At 66.5% G+C, this 13,277-nt stretch carries 14 protein-coding genes; 10 read left to right on the top strand and 4 right to left on the bottom strand.

Annotated elements, in window-relative coordinates; all coding sequences use genetic code 11:
- Nucleotides 1-35: 35 nt before the first annotated feature.
- Nucleotides 36-1,139: a chorismate synthase gene (aroC, locus tag ACTIEY_RS07010; protein WP_439518399.1), complete on the bottom strand. Its 1,104-nt coding sequence runs from the start codon at nucleotides 1,137-1,139 to the stop codon at nucleotides 36-38.
- A gap of 155 nt (nucleotides 1,140-1,294) precedes the next feature.
- Between aroC and ACTIEY_RS07005 the strand changes: the two genes are divergently transcribed.
- Complete coding sequence (locus ACTIEY_RS07005; protein ID WP_439518398.1) at nucleotides 1,295-1,717, top strand: cupin domain-containing protein; 423 nt, start codon at nucleotides 1,295-1,297, stop codon at nucleotides 1,715-1,717.
- 24 nt (nucleotides 1,718-1,741) lie between these two features.
- Here the strand turns inward: ACTIEY_RS07005 and ACTIEY_RS07000 are convergent, their stop codons facing one another.
- Nucleotides 1,742-2,398 (bottom strand): glutathione S-transferase, encoded by a 657-nt coding sequence (locus ACTIEY_RS07000; protein WP_439518397.1) that lies wholly within the window; start codon nucleotides 2,396-2,398, stop codon nucleotides 1,742-1,744.
- A 134-nt stretch (nucleotides 2,399-2,532) separates the two neighbouring features.
- Between ACTIEY_RS07000 and ACTIEY_RS06995 the strand changes: the two genes are divergently transcribed.
- Entirely contained in the window at nucleotides 2,533-3,744 is a 1,212-nt protein-coding gene (locus ACTIEY_RS06995) for a polyhydroxyalkanoate depolymerase (protein ID WP_439518396.1), read from the top strand.
- Nucleotides 3,745-3,792: 48 nt separating this feature from the next.
- Here the strand turns inward: ACTIEY_RS06995 and ACTIEY_RS06990 are convergent, their stop codons facing one another.
- The gene (locus tag ACTIEY_RS06990; RefSeq protein ID WP_439518395.1) at nucleotides 3,793-4,263 is read right to left on the bottom strand and encodes a CBS domain-containing protein; all 471 of its coding nucleotides are present in this window, start codon (nucleotides 4,261-4,263) and stop codon (nucleotides 3,793-3,795) included.
- 138 nt (nucleotides 4,264-4,401) lie between these two features.
- Here ACTIEY_RS06990 and ACTIEY_RS06985 point away from each other — a divergent pair, with 138 nt between their 5' ends.
- The 3 genes from ACTIEY_RS06985 to ACTIEY_RS06975 are packed head-to-tail and all read left to right on the top strand — an operon-like array spanning nucleotide 4,402 to nucleotide 7,827.
- The gene (locus ACTIEY_RS06985; protein WP_439518394.1) at nucleotides 4,402-5,712 is read left to right on the top strand and encodes an O-acetylhomoserine aminocarboxypropyltransferase; all 1,311 of its coding nucleotides are present in this window, start codon (nucleotides 4,402-4,404) and stop codon (nucleotides 5,710-5,712) included.
- Between the two features lie 2 nt (nucleotides 5,713-5,714).
- On the top strand, nucleotides 5,715-6,533 hold the full coding sequence (locus ACTIEY_RS06980) for an alpha/beta fold hydrolase (RefSeq protein WP_439518393.1): 819 nt from the start codon (nucleotides 5,715-5,717) through the stop codon (nucleotides 6,531-6,533).
- Between the two features lies 1 nt (nucleotide 6,534).
- The gene (locus tag ACTIEY_RS06975) at nucleotides 6,535-7,827 is read left to right on the top strand and encodes a cytochrome P450 (protein WP_439518392.1); all 1,293 of its coding nucleotides are present in this window, start codon (nucleotides 6,535-6,537) and stop codon (nucleotides 7,825-7,827) included.
- On the opposite strand, the gene ACTIEY_RS06970 is transcribed toward ACTIEY_RS06975, so the two are convergent.
- Complete coding sequence (locus ACTIEY_RS06970) at nucleotides 7,816-9,045, bottom strand: YihY family inner membrane protein (RefSeq protein WP_439518391.1); 1,230 nt, start codon at nucleotides 9,043-9,045, stop codon at nucleotides 7,816-7,818. The two genes, ACTIEY_RS06975 and ACTIEY_RS06970, sit on opposite strands and share 12 nt — an antisense overlap.
- A gap of 39 nt (nucleotides 9,046-9,084) precedes the next feature.
- Between ACTIEY_RS06970 and ACTIEY_RS06965 the strand changes: the two genes are divergently transcribed.
- Genes ACTIEY_RS06965 through ACTIEY_RS06945 form a run of 5 tightly spaced genes read left to right on the top strand, consistent with a single transcriptional unit; the run spans nucleotide 9,085 to nucleotide 13,276 of the window.
- Entirely contained in the window at nucleotides 9,085-9,546 is a 462-nt protein-coding gene (locus ACTIEY_RS06965) for a DUF2069 domain-containing protein (RefSeq protein ID WP_439518390.1), read from the top strand.
- Complete coding sequence (locus ACTIEY_RS06960; protein WP_439518389.1) at nucleotides 9,543-10,982, top strand: FAD-binding oxidoreductase; 1,440 nt, start codon at nucleotides 9,543-9,545, stop codon at nucleotides 10,980-10,982. Before ACTIEY_RS06965 ends, ACTIEY_RS06960 begins: the two co-directional genes overlap by 4 nt.
- Complete coding sequence (locus tag ACTIEY_RS06955; protein ID WP_439518388.1) at nucleotides 10,979-11,908, top strand: lytic transglycosylase domain-containing protein; 930 nt, start codon at nucleotides 10,979-10,981, stop codon at nucleotides 11,906-11,908. The genes ACTIEY_RS06960 and ACTIEY_RS06955 overlap by 4 nt, the downstream gene beginning before the upstream one ends.
- Nucleotides 11,905-12,717, top strand: a complete 813-nt coding sequence (locus ACTIEY_RS06950; RefSeq protein WP_439518387.1) for a thymidylate synthase — start codon at nucleotides 11,905-11,907, stop codon at nucleotides 12,715-12,717. Before ACTIEY_RS06955 ends, ACTIEY_RS06950 begins: the two co-directional genes overlap by 4 nt.
- A gap of 58 nt (nucleotides 12,718-12,775) precedes the next feature.
- A complete protein-coding gene (locus tag ACTIEY_RS06945) occupies nucleotides 12,776-13,276 on the top strand; it encodes a dihydrofolate reductase (RefSeq protein WP_439518386.1) in 501 nt (166 codons plus the stop codon).
- The last annotated feature ends 1 nt before the right edge of the window (nucleotide 13,277 follow it).

Here is a 13,277-nt window from a genome sequence, read left to right as displayed (position 1 = left end):
AACTGGCCATTGCGGCCACTTCGGGGTGCTGGAGGTCAGTCGCCGCGCGAGCGCGCAGCGATGTCCAGAGTGGGCAACTGCACGTCACCGCACTGGGCGCGGTGGAGCAGCGCGTGGTCCATCACGACGAGCGCCAGCAGGGCCTCGGCGATGGGCGTGGCGCGGATGCCCACGCACGGATCGTGGCGACCCTTGGTGATGATCTCGGTGGGCTGACCCGCCGTGTCGATGGTCTCGCGCGGCACGAGGATGGAGCTGGTCGGTTTGATGGCGATCGCCACTTCAAGATCCTGCCCGGTGCTGATGCCACCGAGCACGCCACCGGCGTTGTTGCCCTTGAAGCCTTCGGGCGAGAGGCTGTCGCCGTGCGTGCTGCCGCGTTGCGCCACGCTGGCGAAACCTGCGCCGATCTCCACCCCCTTGACGGCATTCAGTCCCAGCATCGCGTAGGCGATGTCGGCATCGAGCCGGTCATACAGCGGCTGGCCCAGTCCCACGGGCATGCCTTGCGCGGTGACGCGGATGCGCGCACCGCACGAATCGCCGCTCTTGCGCAACGCGTTCATGTAGTCCTCGAGCTCGGCGACATCGGCAACCGGGGCGAAGAACGGGTTGTGAGACACATGGTCCCAACTCTCGAACGGGATGACGATCTCGCCGATTTGCGCCATGCAGCCGCGGAAGGTGGTGCCGTAGCGTTCCTTGAGCCACTTCTTCGCCACCGCGCCGGCCGCCACGGTGGGCGCGGTCAGGCGGGCGGAACTGCGCCCACCACCGCGCGGATCGCGGATGCCGTATTTCTGCCAGTAGGTGTAGTCGGCATGGCCAGGGCGGAAACTCTGAAGGATCTGCCCATAGTCCTTGCTGCGCTGGTCGGTGTTGCGGATGAGCAGGGCGATGGGCGTGCCGGTGGTCTTGCCTTCGTAGACGCCGCTGAGGATTTCCACCGCGTCGGGCTCGTTGCGCTGGGTGACGAACTTGCTGGTGCCAGGGCGTCGGCGGTCAAGGTCGGTCTGGATGTCGGCCTCGCTCAGCGCCATGCCAGGAGGGCAACCGTCGATGACGCAGCCAATGGCGGGGCCATGGGATTCACCGAAGTTGGTAACGCAAAACAGGGTGCCGAAGGTGTTTCCGCTCATGCGGCCCGATTATCCCCGAGGCAGGCTGGTGCGCCGGTGAGCCAGTCTGGTGCGGAAATTTGCCATTCACCAGACTGCAGCCACGGGAACATTTCGTGCTTGGTGTTGCAGCGCAGCAGACTGGTTGCTGCGAAGCCCCAGAAAGGAGCGTCCCCATGCTCGATCGAACCTCGACCCTGTTCTCGCATGTCAAAGGCAGCGAAGGCGACTATGTGAGCGGTGGCCTGCGCGATTTCTTCCTGTACCGCGACCTGGGCATCGCCGCGGCCACGCACGGCAAGGTGATTGCCCACCTGGTGAAAGCCAACCTGCCGCCTGAAGAGGGCACCGGCTGGCACCGCCACGAAGCAGACTTCCAGATCGTGATCATGCTCAAGGGCTGGGCCCGGTTCATGTACGAGGACCAGGTGACGCTGGTGGAAGCGGGCGACTGTGTCCACCAGCGCCCGGGCATCCGCCACTTCCTTTTCGACTATTCACCGGACATGGAGTACCTGGAGATTGTTTCGCCCGCGGACTTCAAGACGGTGGATGTGGAGCCGGTTTGCGAGATCCCCAAGCCCAAGCCCTGGGTCTAGCCTGCCCGCAACAGAAAGACGAAGCTAGAACTCAGCGTCCAGCTCATCGATGTCGTCGGGCTCCAGCTCGGCGGCAGCCACCCATTCCTTCATGGCTGGCAGGGCCATGATGGTGTCGCAGTACGCCACGCAAGCCTCGGCGATCTCCACTTCGTGGGTGATGAAACGCGTCACCACCGGCGCGAACATGGCATCCGCGATGCAGGGCTTGTCGCCGAACAGGTAGGGCCCGCCGTAGGTGTCCAGGCATTCCATCCAGATGGCTTCGATGCGGTCGATGTCGGTGCGCGCGCGCGACCAGAGCTTGAAGCCCGGAAACGACGCCTTGATGTTCATGGGCAGTGAAGAACGCATGGCCGAGAAGCCCGAGTGCATCTCGCCGCAGATGGCGCGGCAATGGGCCCGGGCGGCGCGGTCGGCCGGCAGGAGCCCGGCCTTGGGCTTGATTTCATTGAGGTACTCGCCGATCGCCAGCGTGTCCCACACATGGATGCCATCGTGCTCCAGCGCCGGCACCCGCATCGACGCCGACAGGAGCAGCATTTCGGCTTTCATGGCCGGATCGTCCGGCGAGATCACCTTTTCGGTGAACTCCAGCCCGGCCAGACGCGCCATGAGCCAGCCCCGCAAGGCCCAGGCACCGTAGTTCTTGCTGCTGATCGTGAGTACCGCTTTGGCCATGGAACGCTCCTCGTGGCACCAGGAAGAGCAAGGGCTGTGCCACGCCGGTGCCTCGCGCGCGCACCGGCGCGGTGCGGCGCCGAGGTGGCCCGCAACTTGCCTGCATGCGGGCACGTTCCCCCCAGGAAAGCACCATGATGTATCAGGCCTATCAGTTCCAGTCCGACCTGATCTCCCCTCTGCGCCTCGCGGCACAGCACCTCAGTGCCTCTCTCTGGCTCAAGGAAACCGAAGGCTCGCTCATGCGCCGGGTGGCCGCGGCCTGCGATGTGATCTCTCGCATGCGGCTCACGCACTCGCGCCCGCCCTACAAGATCGACCAGATCACGGTGGGCGAACGCGCTTACGCGGTGACCGAGGAAACCGTGCTCACCCTGCCCTTCGGCACCTTGCTGCGTTTCCGCAAGGAAGGCGCAGAGCCCCAGCCCAAGGTGATCCTGGTGGCGCCACTCTCGGGGCACTTCGCCACACTGCTGCGCGAAACCGCTCGCACGCTGCTGCAGGACCACGACGTCTACATCACCGACTGGCACAACGCGCGCGATGTCTCGCTGCGACATGGCGGCTTTTCGCTCGACGACTACATCACCTACATGATCCGCTTCACGGAAGCGGTAGGCCCGGGCAGCCACATGGTGGCGGTGTGCCAGCCCTGCGTGGCCGCGCTGGCTGCCACGGCCATCATGGCCGAGGACGACAACCCAGCCCAGCCACGCAGCCTCACGCTGATGGCCGGGCCGGTGGACTGCCGCGTGAACCCCAGCGAAGTCAACAAGCTCGCCACCAGCAAGCCCATCGAGTGGTTCGAGAAAAACCTCATCAGCCACGTTCCGTTTCCACACGCCGGCGTCATGCGCCGCGTCTATCCCGGTTTCGTGCAGCTCACCGCGTTCATGAGCATGAACCCGGACCGGCACAAGCAATCGTTCCGCAACATCTACGATCACCTGCTGGCAGGACGCACCGAAGAAGCCGGCGTGATCCAGGAGTTCTACGAGGAGTACCTCGCGGTCAATGACCTGCCCGCCGAGTTCTACCTGGAGACGGTCGAAAAAGTGTTCCAGACCTACGACCTGCCGCGCGGCGTGCTCACCTGGAACGGCCGCACCGTGAACCCGGCCGCCATCCGCCGCACCGCGCTCATGACCGTGGAAGGTGAGCGCGACGACATCTGCTCCATCGGCCAGACGGTGGCTGCGCAGGACCTGTGCAGCAGTGTGCGCCCCTACATGAAGACACACCATGTGCAGACCGGCGTGGGCCACTACGGGGTCTTCAGTGGCCGTCGCTGGAACCAACAGATCTACCCGCGCGTGCGGGAAATGATCCACGCGAGCACCGCATGAAAAACGCCCCGGCATCGGGGCGTTTTTCATGAACGAACGGGCTGCAGTTCAGGGGAAATTGGGCTCGTTCTTGCCGGATTCTTCCTCAGCCGGCCAGTCGCGGATGTAGGCCTTGAGCATCTGGTTCTCGAAGTTCTGGCTGTCCACCACGGCCTTGGCCACGTCGTAGAAGCTGATCACGCCCATCAGCATCTTGGCGTCCATCACCGGCATGTAGCGGGTGTGCCGCTCCAGCATCATGGGGCGCACCTGGTCCAGTTCGGTCTCTGGGGTGCAGCTCATGGGGTGGTCGTCCATCACCGTGCGCACGGTCTTGCCGCCCAGCGTGCCGCCGTTCTTCGCCAGCGTGTGGATCACCTCGCGAAACGTCAGCATGCCCACCAGGTCGCCGTGGTCCATCACGGCCAGTGATCCGATATCGAACTGCGACATCGTCTCGATCGCCTGCTCCAGGGACTCCTCGGGCTGGATGGTGTAGAGCGTGCCGCCCTTGACGCGCAGGATGTCGCTGACTTTCATGACCGTTCTCCTCGGTTTTGCTCGGTGTGGGACTGTCTCCAGCGAAGCTGGCGTGCGTGCAATATAGCCCACAATACCTGCCAAAACCACTGCGCGCGGCCCCCAGAGACTGCGACGCGATCACCCCAGGAGACCCTCATGCCCGGCTACTCAGACCCCGGCTTCGACACCCTCGCGCTGCACGCTGGCGCCGCACCGGACCCGGCCACCGGCGCACGCGCCGTGCCGATACACCTCACCACCTCGTTCGTCTTCGAATCCAGCGACCACGCCGCGGCCTTGTTCAACCTGGAGCGCGCGGGCCACGTCTACAGCCGCATCAGCAACCCGACCAACGCGGTGTTCGAGCAGCGCATGGCCGCGCTGGAAGGTGGCATCGGCGCGATTGCCACCGCCAGTGGCCAGGCCGCGCTTCACCTCGCCGTGGCCACGCTCATGGGGGCGGGCTCGCACATCGTGGCCAGCACCGCCTTGTACGGCGGCAGCCAGAATCTGCTGCACTACACGATGCGCCGCTTCGGCATCGAGACCACGTTCGTCAAGCCTGGCGACATCGACGGCTGGCGCGCCGCCGTGCGTCCGAACACCCGGCTTTTCTTCGGCGAAACCGTGGGCAATCCGGGCCTGGATGTGCTGGACATCCCGACCGTCTCGCAGATCGCGCACGAAGCCGGCGTGCCGCTGCTGGTGGACTCGACGCTCACCACGCCCTACCTGATCCAGCCCTTCGAACTGGGCGCGGACATCGTCTATCACTCAGCCACCAAGTTTCTCAGTGGACATGGGACCGTCATTGGTGGCGTGGTGGTGGATTCCGGAAGCTTCGACTGGGAAAAGTCGGGCCGGTTTCCCGAACTCACCGAAGCCTACGAAGGCTTCCACAACATGGTGTTCAGCGAGGAAAGCACCGTGGGCGCTTTCTTGCTGCGCGCACGCCGCGAGGGCCTGCGCGATTTCGGCGCCTGCATGAGCCCGCACAGCGCCTGGCTCATCCTGCAGGGCATCGAGACGCTCTCGCTGCGCATGGACCGCCACATGGGCAACACCGAAAAGGTGGTGCAGTTCCTTGCCAGCCACCCGCTGGTGAGCCGCGTGGGCCATCCGCTGCTGGAGAGCCATCCCAGCCATGCGCTGGCCGGCAAGCTGCTGCGCTTCGGTGCCAGGGGCGCGGGTTCGGTGTTCAGCTTTGACATCAAAGGCTCGCGCGAGCAGGGCAAGGCGTTCATCGAAGCCCTGAGGCTCTTCAGCCACCTGGCCAACGTGGGCGACTGCCGCTCGCTGGTCATCCATCCCGCCAGCACCACGCATTTCCGCATGACCGACGAAGCGCTGGCTGCCGGTGGCATCGGCCCGGGCACCATCCGCCTGTCCATCGGGCTGGAAGACCCGGACGACCTCATCGACGACCTCAAGCGCGCCCTGAAGGCAGCCGAGAAAGCGGGAGCCTGACCATGGAAATCCTCGTCAACGGCGCCACCACCTACTGCTACACCGGCGGCAAACCCTTCGATGCCGCCAAGCCCACCGTGGTGTTCATCCACGGTGTGGTGAACGACCACAGCGTCTGGATATTGCAGAGCCGCTACCTCGCCCACCATGGGTGGAACGTGCTTGCCATCGACCTGCCCGGGCACTGCCGCAGTGAGGGAGAAGCCCCTGCTTCGGTGGAGGCCGCGGCCGGCTTCGTGGTCGCGTTGCTGGACGCCGCAGGCGTGCAGAAGGCGGCGCTGGTGGGCCACAGCTGGGGATCGCTGATCGCCCTGGAGGCCGCCAGCCTCCTGAAAGAACGCGTGAGCCACCTGGTGCTGGTGGGCACCGCCTTTCCCATGAAGGTGTCCCCCGCGCTGATCGAGGCCTCTCAGAACGAGCCCGAGAAAGCGCTGCGCATGGTGAACGTGTTTTCGCGCAGCACACTCGCCGCGCCGCCGTCCGCCCTGGGCCCGGGCACCTGGGTCTACGGCTCCAGCCTGGCGCTGGGTCGTCGGGTGCTGCGCAGCAACGCCAGGGTCAATGTCTTCCACCGCGGCTTCGTGGCCTGCGACAGCTACCAGGGCGGCGAGGCGGCCATCCGCGCCATCACCTGCCCGGTGCTGTTCCTGCTCGGCGCGCAAGACCAGATGACGCAACCCAAGGCCGCGCAGGCGCTGATGCTCGCCGCACGCGAGGCCGGCAAGGCCGTCACCACGGTGAACCTGCCGGTGGGCCATCACCAGATGACGGAAACCCCCGAAGCCACACTGCAGGCGATCCGCGACTTCCTGCGCCGCTGACATGATCGAGACCATCACCCCGGCCATGAGCCGCGAGCGGGCCCACCAGATCGCGCAACACTTCGACCTGCGTGCGCTCACGCCGGACTTCCTTGCCAATCCTTACCCGGTGTATGCCGCGCTGCGAGAAGTCGAACCGGTGCGCCGCATGCCCGATGGTTCGGTGTTCCTGACTCGGTGCGCGGACCTCATGGCGGTCTACCGCGATGCGCAGGCCTTCAGTTCCGACAAGCAGGTCGAATTCGCGCCCAAGTACGGCGCCGGCTCGCCGCTGTTCGAGCACCACACCACCAGCCTGGTGTTCAACGATCCGCCCCTGCACACCCGGGTGCGCCGCCTGATCATGGGCGCACTCACACGACGCGCCATCGCCGGCATGGAGCCGGGGCTGATCGCGCTGGTCGACAGCCTGCTGGACGAGCTGCAGGCGCGCGGCGGCGGCGACCTCATCGAGGACTTCGCCTCCGCGATTCCGGTGGAGATCATCGGCAACCTGCTCGACATTCCGCACGAAGAGCGCGGGCCGCTGCGGGCCTGGTCGCTCGCGATCCTTGGCGCGCTGGAGCCGACCCTGAAGCCCGAGCAGCAGGCGCTGGGCAACCAGAGCGTGACCGAGATGCTGGACTACCTGCGAACCCTGGTAGCGGCACGCCGGAAAAAACCCGGCGACCCGGAGCGCGACGTGCTCACCCGCCTGATCCAGGGCGAAGCCGATGGCGAACAGTTGAGCGAAGTGGAGTTGCTGCAGAACTGCATCTTCCTGCTCAATGCCGGGCACGAGACCACCACCAACCTGATCGGCAACGGTCTGATCGCGCTCCAGGAACACCCTCAGGCCCAGGCCTGGCTGCAGCAGGCTTTGGCCCAGACGCGCGGCGACGAACCGGCCCAGGAGCAGTTGCTCAGCCGGGCCGTGGACGAATTCCTGCGGTTCGAATCCTCCAACCAGCTCGGCAACCGCCGCGCGCTGCGAGACACTGAGGTGGGCGGTGTGACGCTGCCGGCGGGCACGCTGGTGACGCTGTGCATCGGCGCGGCCAACCGGGACCCGGCCCAGTTTGCAGAACCGGAAGTGCTCGACCTCGCGCGCGAGGGCAGCAAGCACCTGGCCTTCGGCTTCGGCATCCACCAGTGCGCGGGCCTGAGTCTGGCGCGGCTTGAAGGCCGTATTGCCATCGGCCGCTTCCTGCAGCGCTTTCCCGGTTACCGGCTCACGCAGCCACCGGTGCGCGGTGGCCGTGCGCGCTTTCGCGGTTTTCTGCACGCACCTTTCAGCGTCGAATCACTTCGCTAGCGCCTGGGCCAGGGTCATGCGCGCCCAGCAGCTCTCGTACCAGAAGCGTTCCGTGTGCGGCTGTTGCGCCAGCAGCAGGTGCTCGACCAGCGGCGCCATGGGCGTCACCGCCGGATCAACCAGCAGCACGTAGCGTTCGGCGTCCTCGTCGAGCCGCCCCAGCCAGTCCAGCGCCACCAGCGAAGCCACGGGTTCTTCCAGCTGCAGCGGGTCCACCCGCAACACCTGCGCCAACGCCTGAAGGCTCAGGCCCTTGGGCACGCTGTCCCGCGCGGCGTGCAACTGGTAGAGCAGCTCGAGCGCGAGCTGAAAACTCCAGCCCGGCGTGTCGCCGCGCCGCGCGATGCCTGAGAGCAGGCTGGGGAGGTAGGCCGCCACCACTGCACCCAGCAGCACAATGACCCAGGCCACATAGAACCAGATCAGCAGGATCGGCACGGTGGCAAAGGTGCCGTAGACCACCGAGTACGTGGGCACCTGGGCGAGGTACAGGGCCAGCAGCTTCTTGGCCAGCTCCAGTCCGGTGGCCACGAAAAGCGCACCAATCAGGGCATGGCTCCAGCGCACACGGGTGTTCGGCACGTAACGGTAGAGAGCGGCAATGCCGAAAGTGACGATGGCGAGCTGCACGGATTCCAGCAGCAGCCGCACGCCGCCGGGCATCGTGGACACCACGCCGCGCGACGCACCCAGCACGAAGGAGGTCACGGTGAGGCTGCCGGCCAGCAGCAGCGGTCCGAGCGTGAGCACCGCCCAATACACCAGGATGCGCTGCGTGAGGGGCCGTGACTGCCGCACGCGCCAGATGTCGTTGAGCTTGCGGTCGATGGTGAGGATGAGGGCCAGCGCCGTCACCAGCAGCACCAGCGCACCCGCCCAGCCCATCTGCCCGGCCTTGCCAGCGAACTGATTGAGGTAACTCAGCACCTGCTTGGCGATGTCGGGCGGCACCAGGCTCTGCACCAGCCAGCGCTGCAGCGTCACCTGCAGGCGGTCGAACATCGGAAAGGCACTGAAAATCGCCAGCGCCACGGTGAACAGGGGCACCAGTGAAATGGTGGTGGTGAAGGTCAGGCTGCTGGCAGTGACGCCCAGGCGGTCCTCCCGGAAGCGTTCCCGCAGCGTGATTGCCGTGTTCGCCCACGGGAAGTTCAGGGCGTCGCGCCACAGGGCGCGGGCCAGGGTCTCGATGGAGCGAAAGCGCTCGTTCAGGGTCATCCCGGTATCATGCCACCTGCCTCTTGCCCGCCCTCCCCCATGTCCGCTTCCCCCTCCCCCCATTCACCGCTGACCGAAGCCGAATCACCGGGTGTTGCTGCCGTGCGATACACCCGCTGGCTGGCGGTGGGCAGTCTGCTCGGCCTGATCGTCCTGGGGCTGGCCTGGGAGCTGTGGCTCGCCCCCCTGCGCGAAGGTGGATCGTGGTGGGCACTGAAGGTGCTGCCGCTCGCCCTGCCGCTGGCCGGTTTGCTGAAGAACCGCATGTACACCTACCGCTGGGTGAGCCTGGTGGTGTGGCTGTATTTCACCGAAGGCGCCGTGCGCGCCACCAGCGAGTCCGGCCTGAGTGCCTTGCTGGCGCTGGGCCAGGTGCTGCTGTGCGTGACGCTGTTCGTCGCCTGCGCGCTGCACGTGCGCACCCGCCTGCGCGCGGCCGGTCGGGAAGCCGTGGCGGCCGACGTGGCCAGCGCCACCGCTTCGTCCTCTTCCGCACCATGAGCGAACACCTGGGCACCCTGCTCGCTGCCCTGCGTCAAGCGGTCGGACCGGCGCAGGTGCTCACCCACGACGACCCGGCAACCGACCTGAGCGCCTGGGAACAGGACTGGCGCCGGCGCGCCCATGGCCGGGCCCTGGCCGTGGTGCGCCCGGGCAGCACGGCCGAGGTGGCCGAGGTGGTGCGGGCCTGCGCTGCGGCGCGCGTGTCCATCGTGCCGCAGGGAGGCAACACCGGCCTCGTGGTGGGTTCAGTGCCGGACGACAGCGGCAAGCAGGTGGTGCTCAGCCTCACCCGCCTGAACGCCGTGCGCGAACTGGACGCCGCGAACCTCACCTTCACGGTGGAAGCCGGCTGCGTGCTCCAGAACTTGCAGGATCGGGCGCGGCAGGCCGGCTTCCTGCTGCCGCTCAGCCTGGCCGCGGAGGGCAGTTGCACCATTGGCGGCAACCTGGCCACCAACGCGGGCGGCACCCAGGTGGTGCGCTACGGCAACGCGCGAGACCTGTGCCTGGGGCTGGAAGTGGTGACCGCCCAGGGCGAGGTGTGGCGGGGCCTCACGGGACTGCGCAAGGACAACACCGGCTACGACCTGAGGGATCTCTTCATCGGCAGCGAAGGCACGCTGGGCGTGATCACCGCCGCCACGCTCAAGCTGTATCCACTGCCTGCGGCCCAACTGACGGCGTGGGCGGCCCTCCCCAGTCTGGACGCGGCCGTGTCGCTGCTGGGCCTTGCGCACCAGCAACTGGGCGCAGGCCTCACCGGGTTCGAGGTGATGGGCCAGTTCGCCCTGAGCCTGGTGGACAAGCACTTTCCGGCGCTGCGCACACCGCTCTGGCGGGACAGCCCGTACTGCGTGCTGCTCGAGAACAGCGACAGCGAATCCGAAACGCACGCCCGCGACCAGTTCGAGCGCCTGCTGGAAACCGCTTTCAACCAGGGCCTGGTGAGCGACGCGGTGGTGGCCGAGAGCCTGACGCAGGCGAGTGGCCTGTGGCACATCCGAGAAAGCATTCCGCTGGCGCAGGCCGAGGAAGGCCTGAACATCAAGCACGACATCAGCATCCCGGTGTCCACCATCCCGGCCTTCTGTGCCGAGACCGATGCCCTGCTGCAACGTGAAGTGCCCGGCGTGCGCCTGGTGAACTTCGGCCACCTGGGAGACGGCAACCTTCACTACAACGTGCAGGCACCCGAGGGCGAAGATGCCAAAAAATTCCTGGCGGAGCAGGAAACGCGCGTCAACGCGCTGGTTTTCGACTCGGTGGCGCGCTACCATGGATCGATCAGCGCCGAGCACGGTGTGGGCAGCCTCAAGGCGGGGCACCTGCCGCATTACAAGGACCCGGTCGCCCTGGGCCTCATGCGGGCCATCAAGCAGGCGCTGGACCCCCAACACACCATGAACCCCGGCCGCGTTCTCGCCCTCCCATGAATCCCCCTTTCCTGATTCGCCTCATGCTGGCGTGCCTGCTGGCCACGCTGGCCCCGGCGCATGCGGCAGACCCTGCCGAGCGCCAGGCCTGGCAGGACCGTGCGCGCGCACTGGAACAGGGCGAGGGCGTGACGCGCGACATCAACGCCGCCGTGGCGCTCTATTGCCGCGCTGCACTGGCCGGTGACGTCTTCTCTGCTTTCAAGCTCGGCTGGCTCTACGCCAGCGGCAAAGGCGTGCCGCGCAACGACGGCTATGCCTCGCACTGGTACGCCCGCGCAGCGCTGCTGGGTGACACGCACGCGGAGAACATGTTCAAGCGCCTGAACGTACCCGCCGACAAACCCGACTGCGTGGTGCAGGCCGAACGCGACGAACTGCGTCGCACCGACCTGGTCGCCCAGCGGGAACGCGAGGCGGTCGAAGCCCAGGCGCTGGCGGTTCGCTACCGGGAACTGGTGAACACGCCCGAGAAGCAGCGCATCATGAAGATCGTCTACAAGCTCGCGCCCCAGTTCGGCATCCAGCCGGGCCTGGCCTTCGCGGTGATCCGGGCGGAATCCAACTTCGATGTCAATGCGCTGTCGGACAAGAACGCCCAGGGCCTGATGCAGCTCATCCCCGAAACCGCCGCGCGCTTTCGGGTGAACAAGCCGTTCGACGCCGAACAGAACATCCGCGGCGGCCTGTCGTACCTGCAGTGGCTTCTGGCGTACTTCCAGGGCAACGTGCCGCTCGTGCTGGCCGCCTACAACTCGGGCGAGGGCACCGTGGAGCGCTTCCGCGGCGTGCCGCCCTACCCCGAGACCCAGGGCTACATCCGCCGCATCCAGGAAGTGTTCGCCCTGCAGCAACACCCCTTCGACCAACGCATCACCGCGCCCTCGCCACTCTTCCCGGCGATCCAGACCAGCCTGAGTCCATGAGCCAGCGTCCCATCCGCTCCCAATACGAAGACTTCATGCGCCACGTGTTCACGCACGGCGTGGAGAAAACCGATCGCACGGGCACGGGCACCACCAGCGTGTTCGGCCACCAGATGCGCTTCGACCTGAAAGAAGGTTTCCCGCTGGTGACCACCAAGAAGGTGTTCACCAGGGCCATCATCGTGGAACTGCTCTGGTTCCTGCGCGGCGACTCCAATGTGAAATGGCTGCAGGAACGCGGCTGCACCATCTGGGACGAATGGGCCCGCGAAGATGGCGACCTGGGCCCGGTGTACGGCGTGCAATGGCGCAGCTGGCCCACGCCCGACGGTGGCCACATCGACCAGATCGCCGAGGTGGTGAAGCAGCTCAAGACCAACCCCGACTCCCGTCGCATCATCGTGAGCGCCTGGAACGTGGCCGACCTGGGCAAGATGGCGCTCATGCCTTGCCACGCGTTCTTCCAGTTCTACGTGGCCGATGGCAAGCTCAGTTGCCAGCTCTACCAGCGCAGCGCAGACATCTTCCTGGGGGTGCCGTTCAACATCGCCAGTTACGCACTGCTCACCCACATGCTCGCGCAACAGTGCGATCTGGAGGTGGGAGAGTTCATCTGGACCGGCGGCGACTGCCACATCTACAGCAACCACACCGAGCAGGTGGCGCTCCAGCTTTCACGCGCACCGCATCCCTACCCCACCCTGCGCATCAAGCGGCGCCCGGATTCGATCTTCGACTACGAGCTGGACGACTTCGAGATCGTGGACTACCAGCATCACCCTGCCATCAAGGCGCCGGTGGCGGTGTGAGGGCAGGCAGGGCCGCCCCAGGCAAGCTCGCACCGCAAGCGCAACCGGAGGTGATCCGATGACAGTTCCGCGCCTGCACCTCATCTTGGCGCGCGCCTCCAACGGCGTGATCGGTCGCGACAACCAGTTGCCCTGGCACCTTCCGGAAGACCTGGCGCATTTCAAGCGCACGACGCTCGGCAGCCCGGTGATCATGGGCCGCAAGACCTGGGATTCGCTGCCCGCGCGCTTCCGGCCGCTGCCGGGGCGAACCAACATCGTCGTCAGCCGAGACCCCGACTGGCGGGCAGAAGGGGCGCTGCGTGCGGGCTCCGTGCAGGAAGCGGCGGCGCTCTGCCCGGCTGGGACCACCGACGCCTGGGTCATCGGCGGCGCACAGATCTACGCGGCTGCCATGCCGCTGGCGCAGAGTGCCGTGGTCACCGAGATCGCTCAGGCGTTCGAGGGTGACGCCCATGCCCCGACTTTCGGGTCCGAGTGGCTGGAGAGCACCCGCGAGCAGCACACCTCGGCCACGGGCTTGCCATTCGCTTTCGTCACCTACACCCGTGAGCGCTGAG

Source organism: Hydrogenophaga sp., assembly GCF_051858985.1.
In the GTDB taxonomy this organism is placed as follows: Bacteria; Pseudomonadota; Gammaproteobacteria; order Burkholderiales; family Burkholderiaceae_C; genus Hydrogenophaga.
Note: the sequence above shows the minus strand (reverse complement) of the source record. Positions and strands in the feature narration are given on the sequence as shown.

Coding starts and splice junctions, on each gene's coding strand:
- ACTIEY_RS07005 (WP_439518398.1), top strand. CDS start 1,295: ATGCTCGATCGAACCTCGACCCTGTTCTCGCATGTCAAAGGCAGCGAA.
- aroC (WP_439518399.1), bottom strand. CDS start 1,139: ATGAGCGGAAACACCTTCGGCACCCTGTTTTGCGTTACCAACTTCGGT.
- ACTIEY_RS06960 (WP_439518389.1), top strand. CDS start 9,543: ATGAGCGAACACCTGGGCACCCTGCTCGCTGCCCTGCGTCAAGCGGTC.
- ACTIEY_RS06955 (WP_439518388.1), top strand. CDS start 10,979: ATGAATCCCCCTTTCCTGATTCGCCTCATGCTGGCGTGCCTGCTGGCC.
- ACTIEY_RS06980 (WP_439518393.1), top strand. CDS start 5,715: ATGGAAATCCTCGTCAACGGCGCCACCACCTACTGCTACACCGGCGGC.
- ACTIEY_RS06950 (WP_439518387.1), top strand. CDS start 11,905: ATGAGCCAGCGTCCCATCCGCTCCCAATACGAAGACTTCATGCGCCAC.
- ACTIEY_RS06970 (WP_439518391.1), bottom strand. CDS start 9,045: ATGACCCTGAACGAGCGCTTTCGCTCCATCGAGACCCTGGCCCGCGCC.
- ACTIEY_RS06990 (WP_439518395.1), bottom strand. CDS start 4,263: ATGAAAGTCAGCGACATCCTGCGCGTCAAGGGCGGCACGCTCTACACC.
- ACTIEY_RS06945 (WP_439518386.1), top strand. CDS start 12,776: ATGACAGTTCCGCGCCTGCACCTCATCTTGGCGCGCGCCTCCAACGGC.
- ACTIEY_RS06975 (WP_439518392.1), top strand. CDS start 6,535: ATGATCGAGACCATCACCCCGGCCATGAGCCGCGAGCGGGCCCACCAG.
- ACTIEY_RS06985 (WP_439518394.1), top strand. CDS start 4,402: ATGCCCGGCTACTCAGACCCCGGCTTCGACACCCTCGCGCTGCACGCT.
- ACTIEY_RS06995 (WP_439518396.1), top strand. CDS start 2,533: ATGATGTATCAGGCCTATCAGTTCCAGTCCGACCTGATCTCCCCTCTG.
- ACTIEY_RS06965 (WP_439518390.1), top strand. CDS start 9,085: ATGTCCGCTTCCCCCTCCCCCCATTCACCGCTGACCGAAGCCGAATCA.
- ACTIEY_RS07000 (WP_439518397.1), bottom strand. CDS start 2,398: ATGGCCAAAGCGGTACTCACGATCAGCAGCAAGAACTACGGTGCCTGG.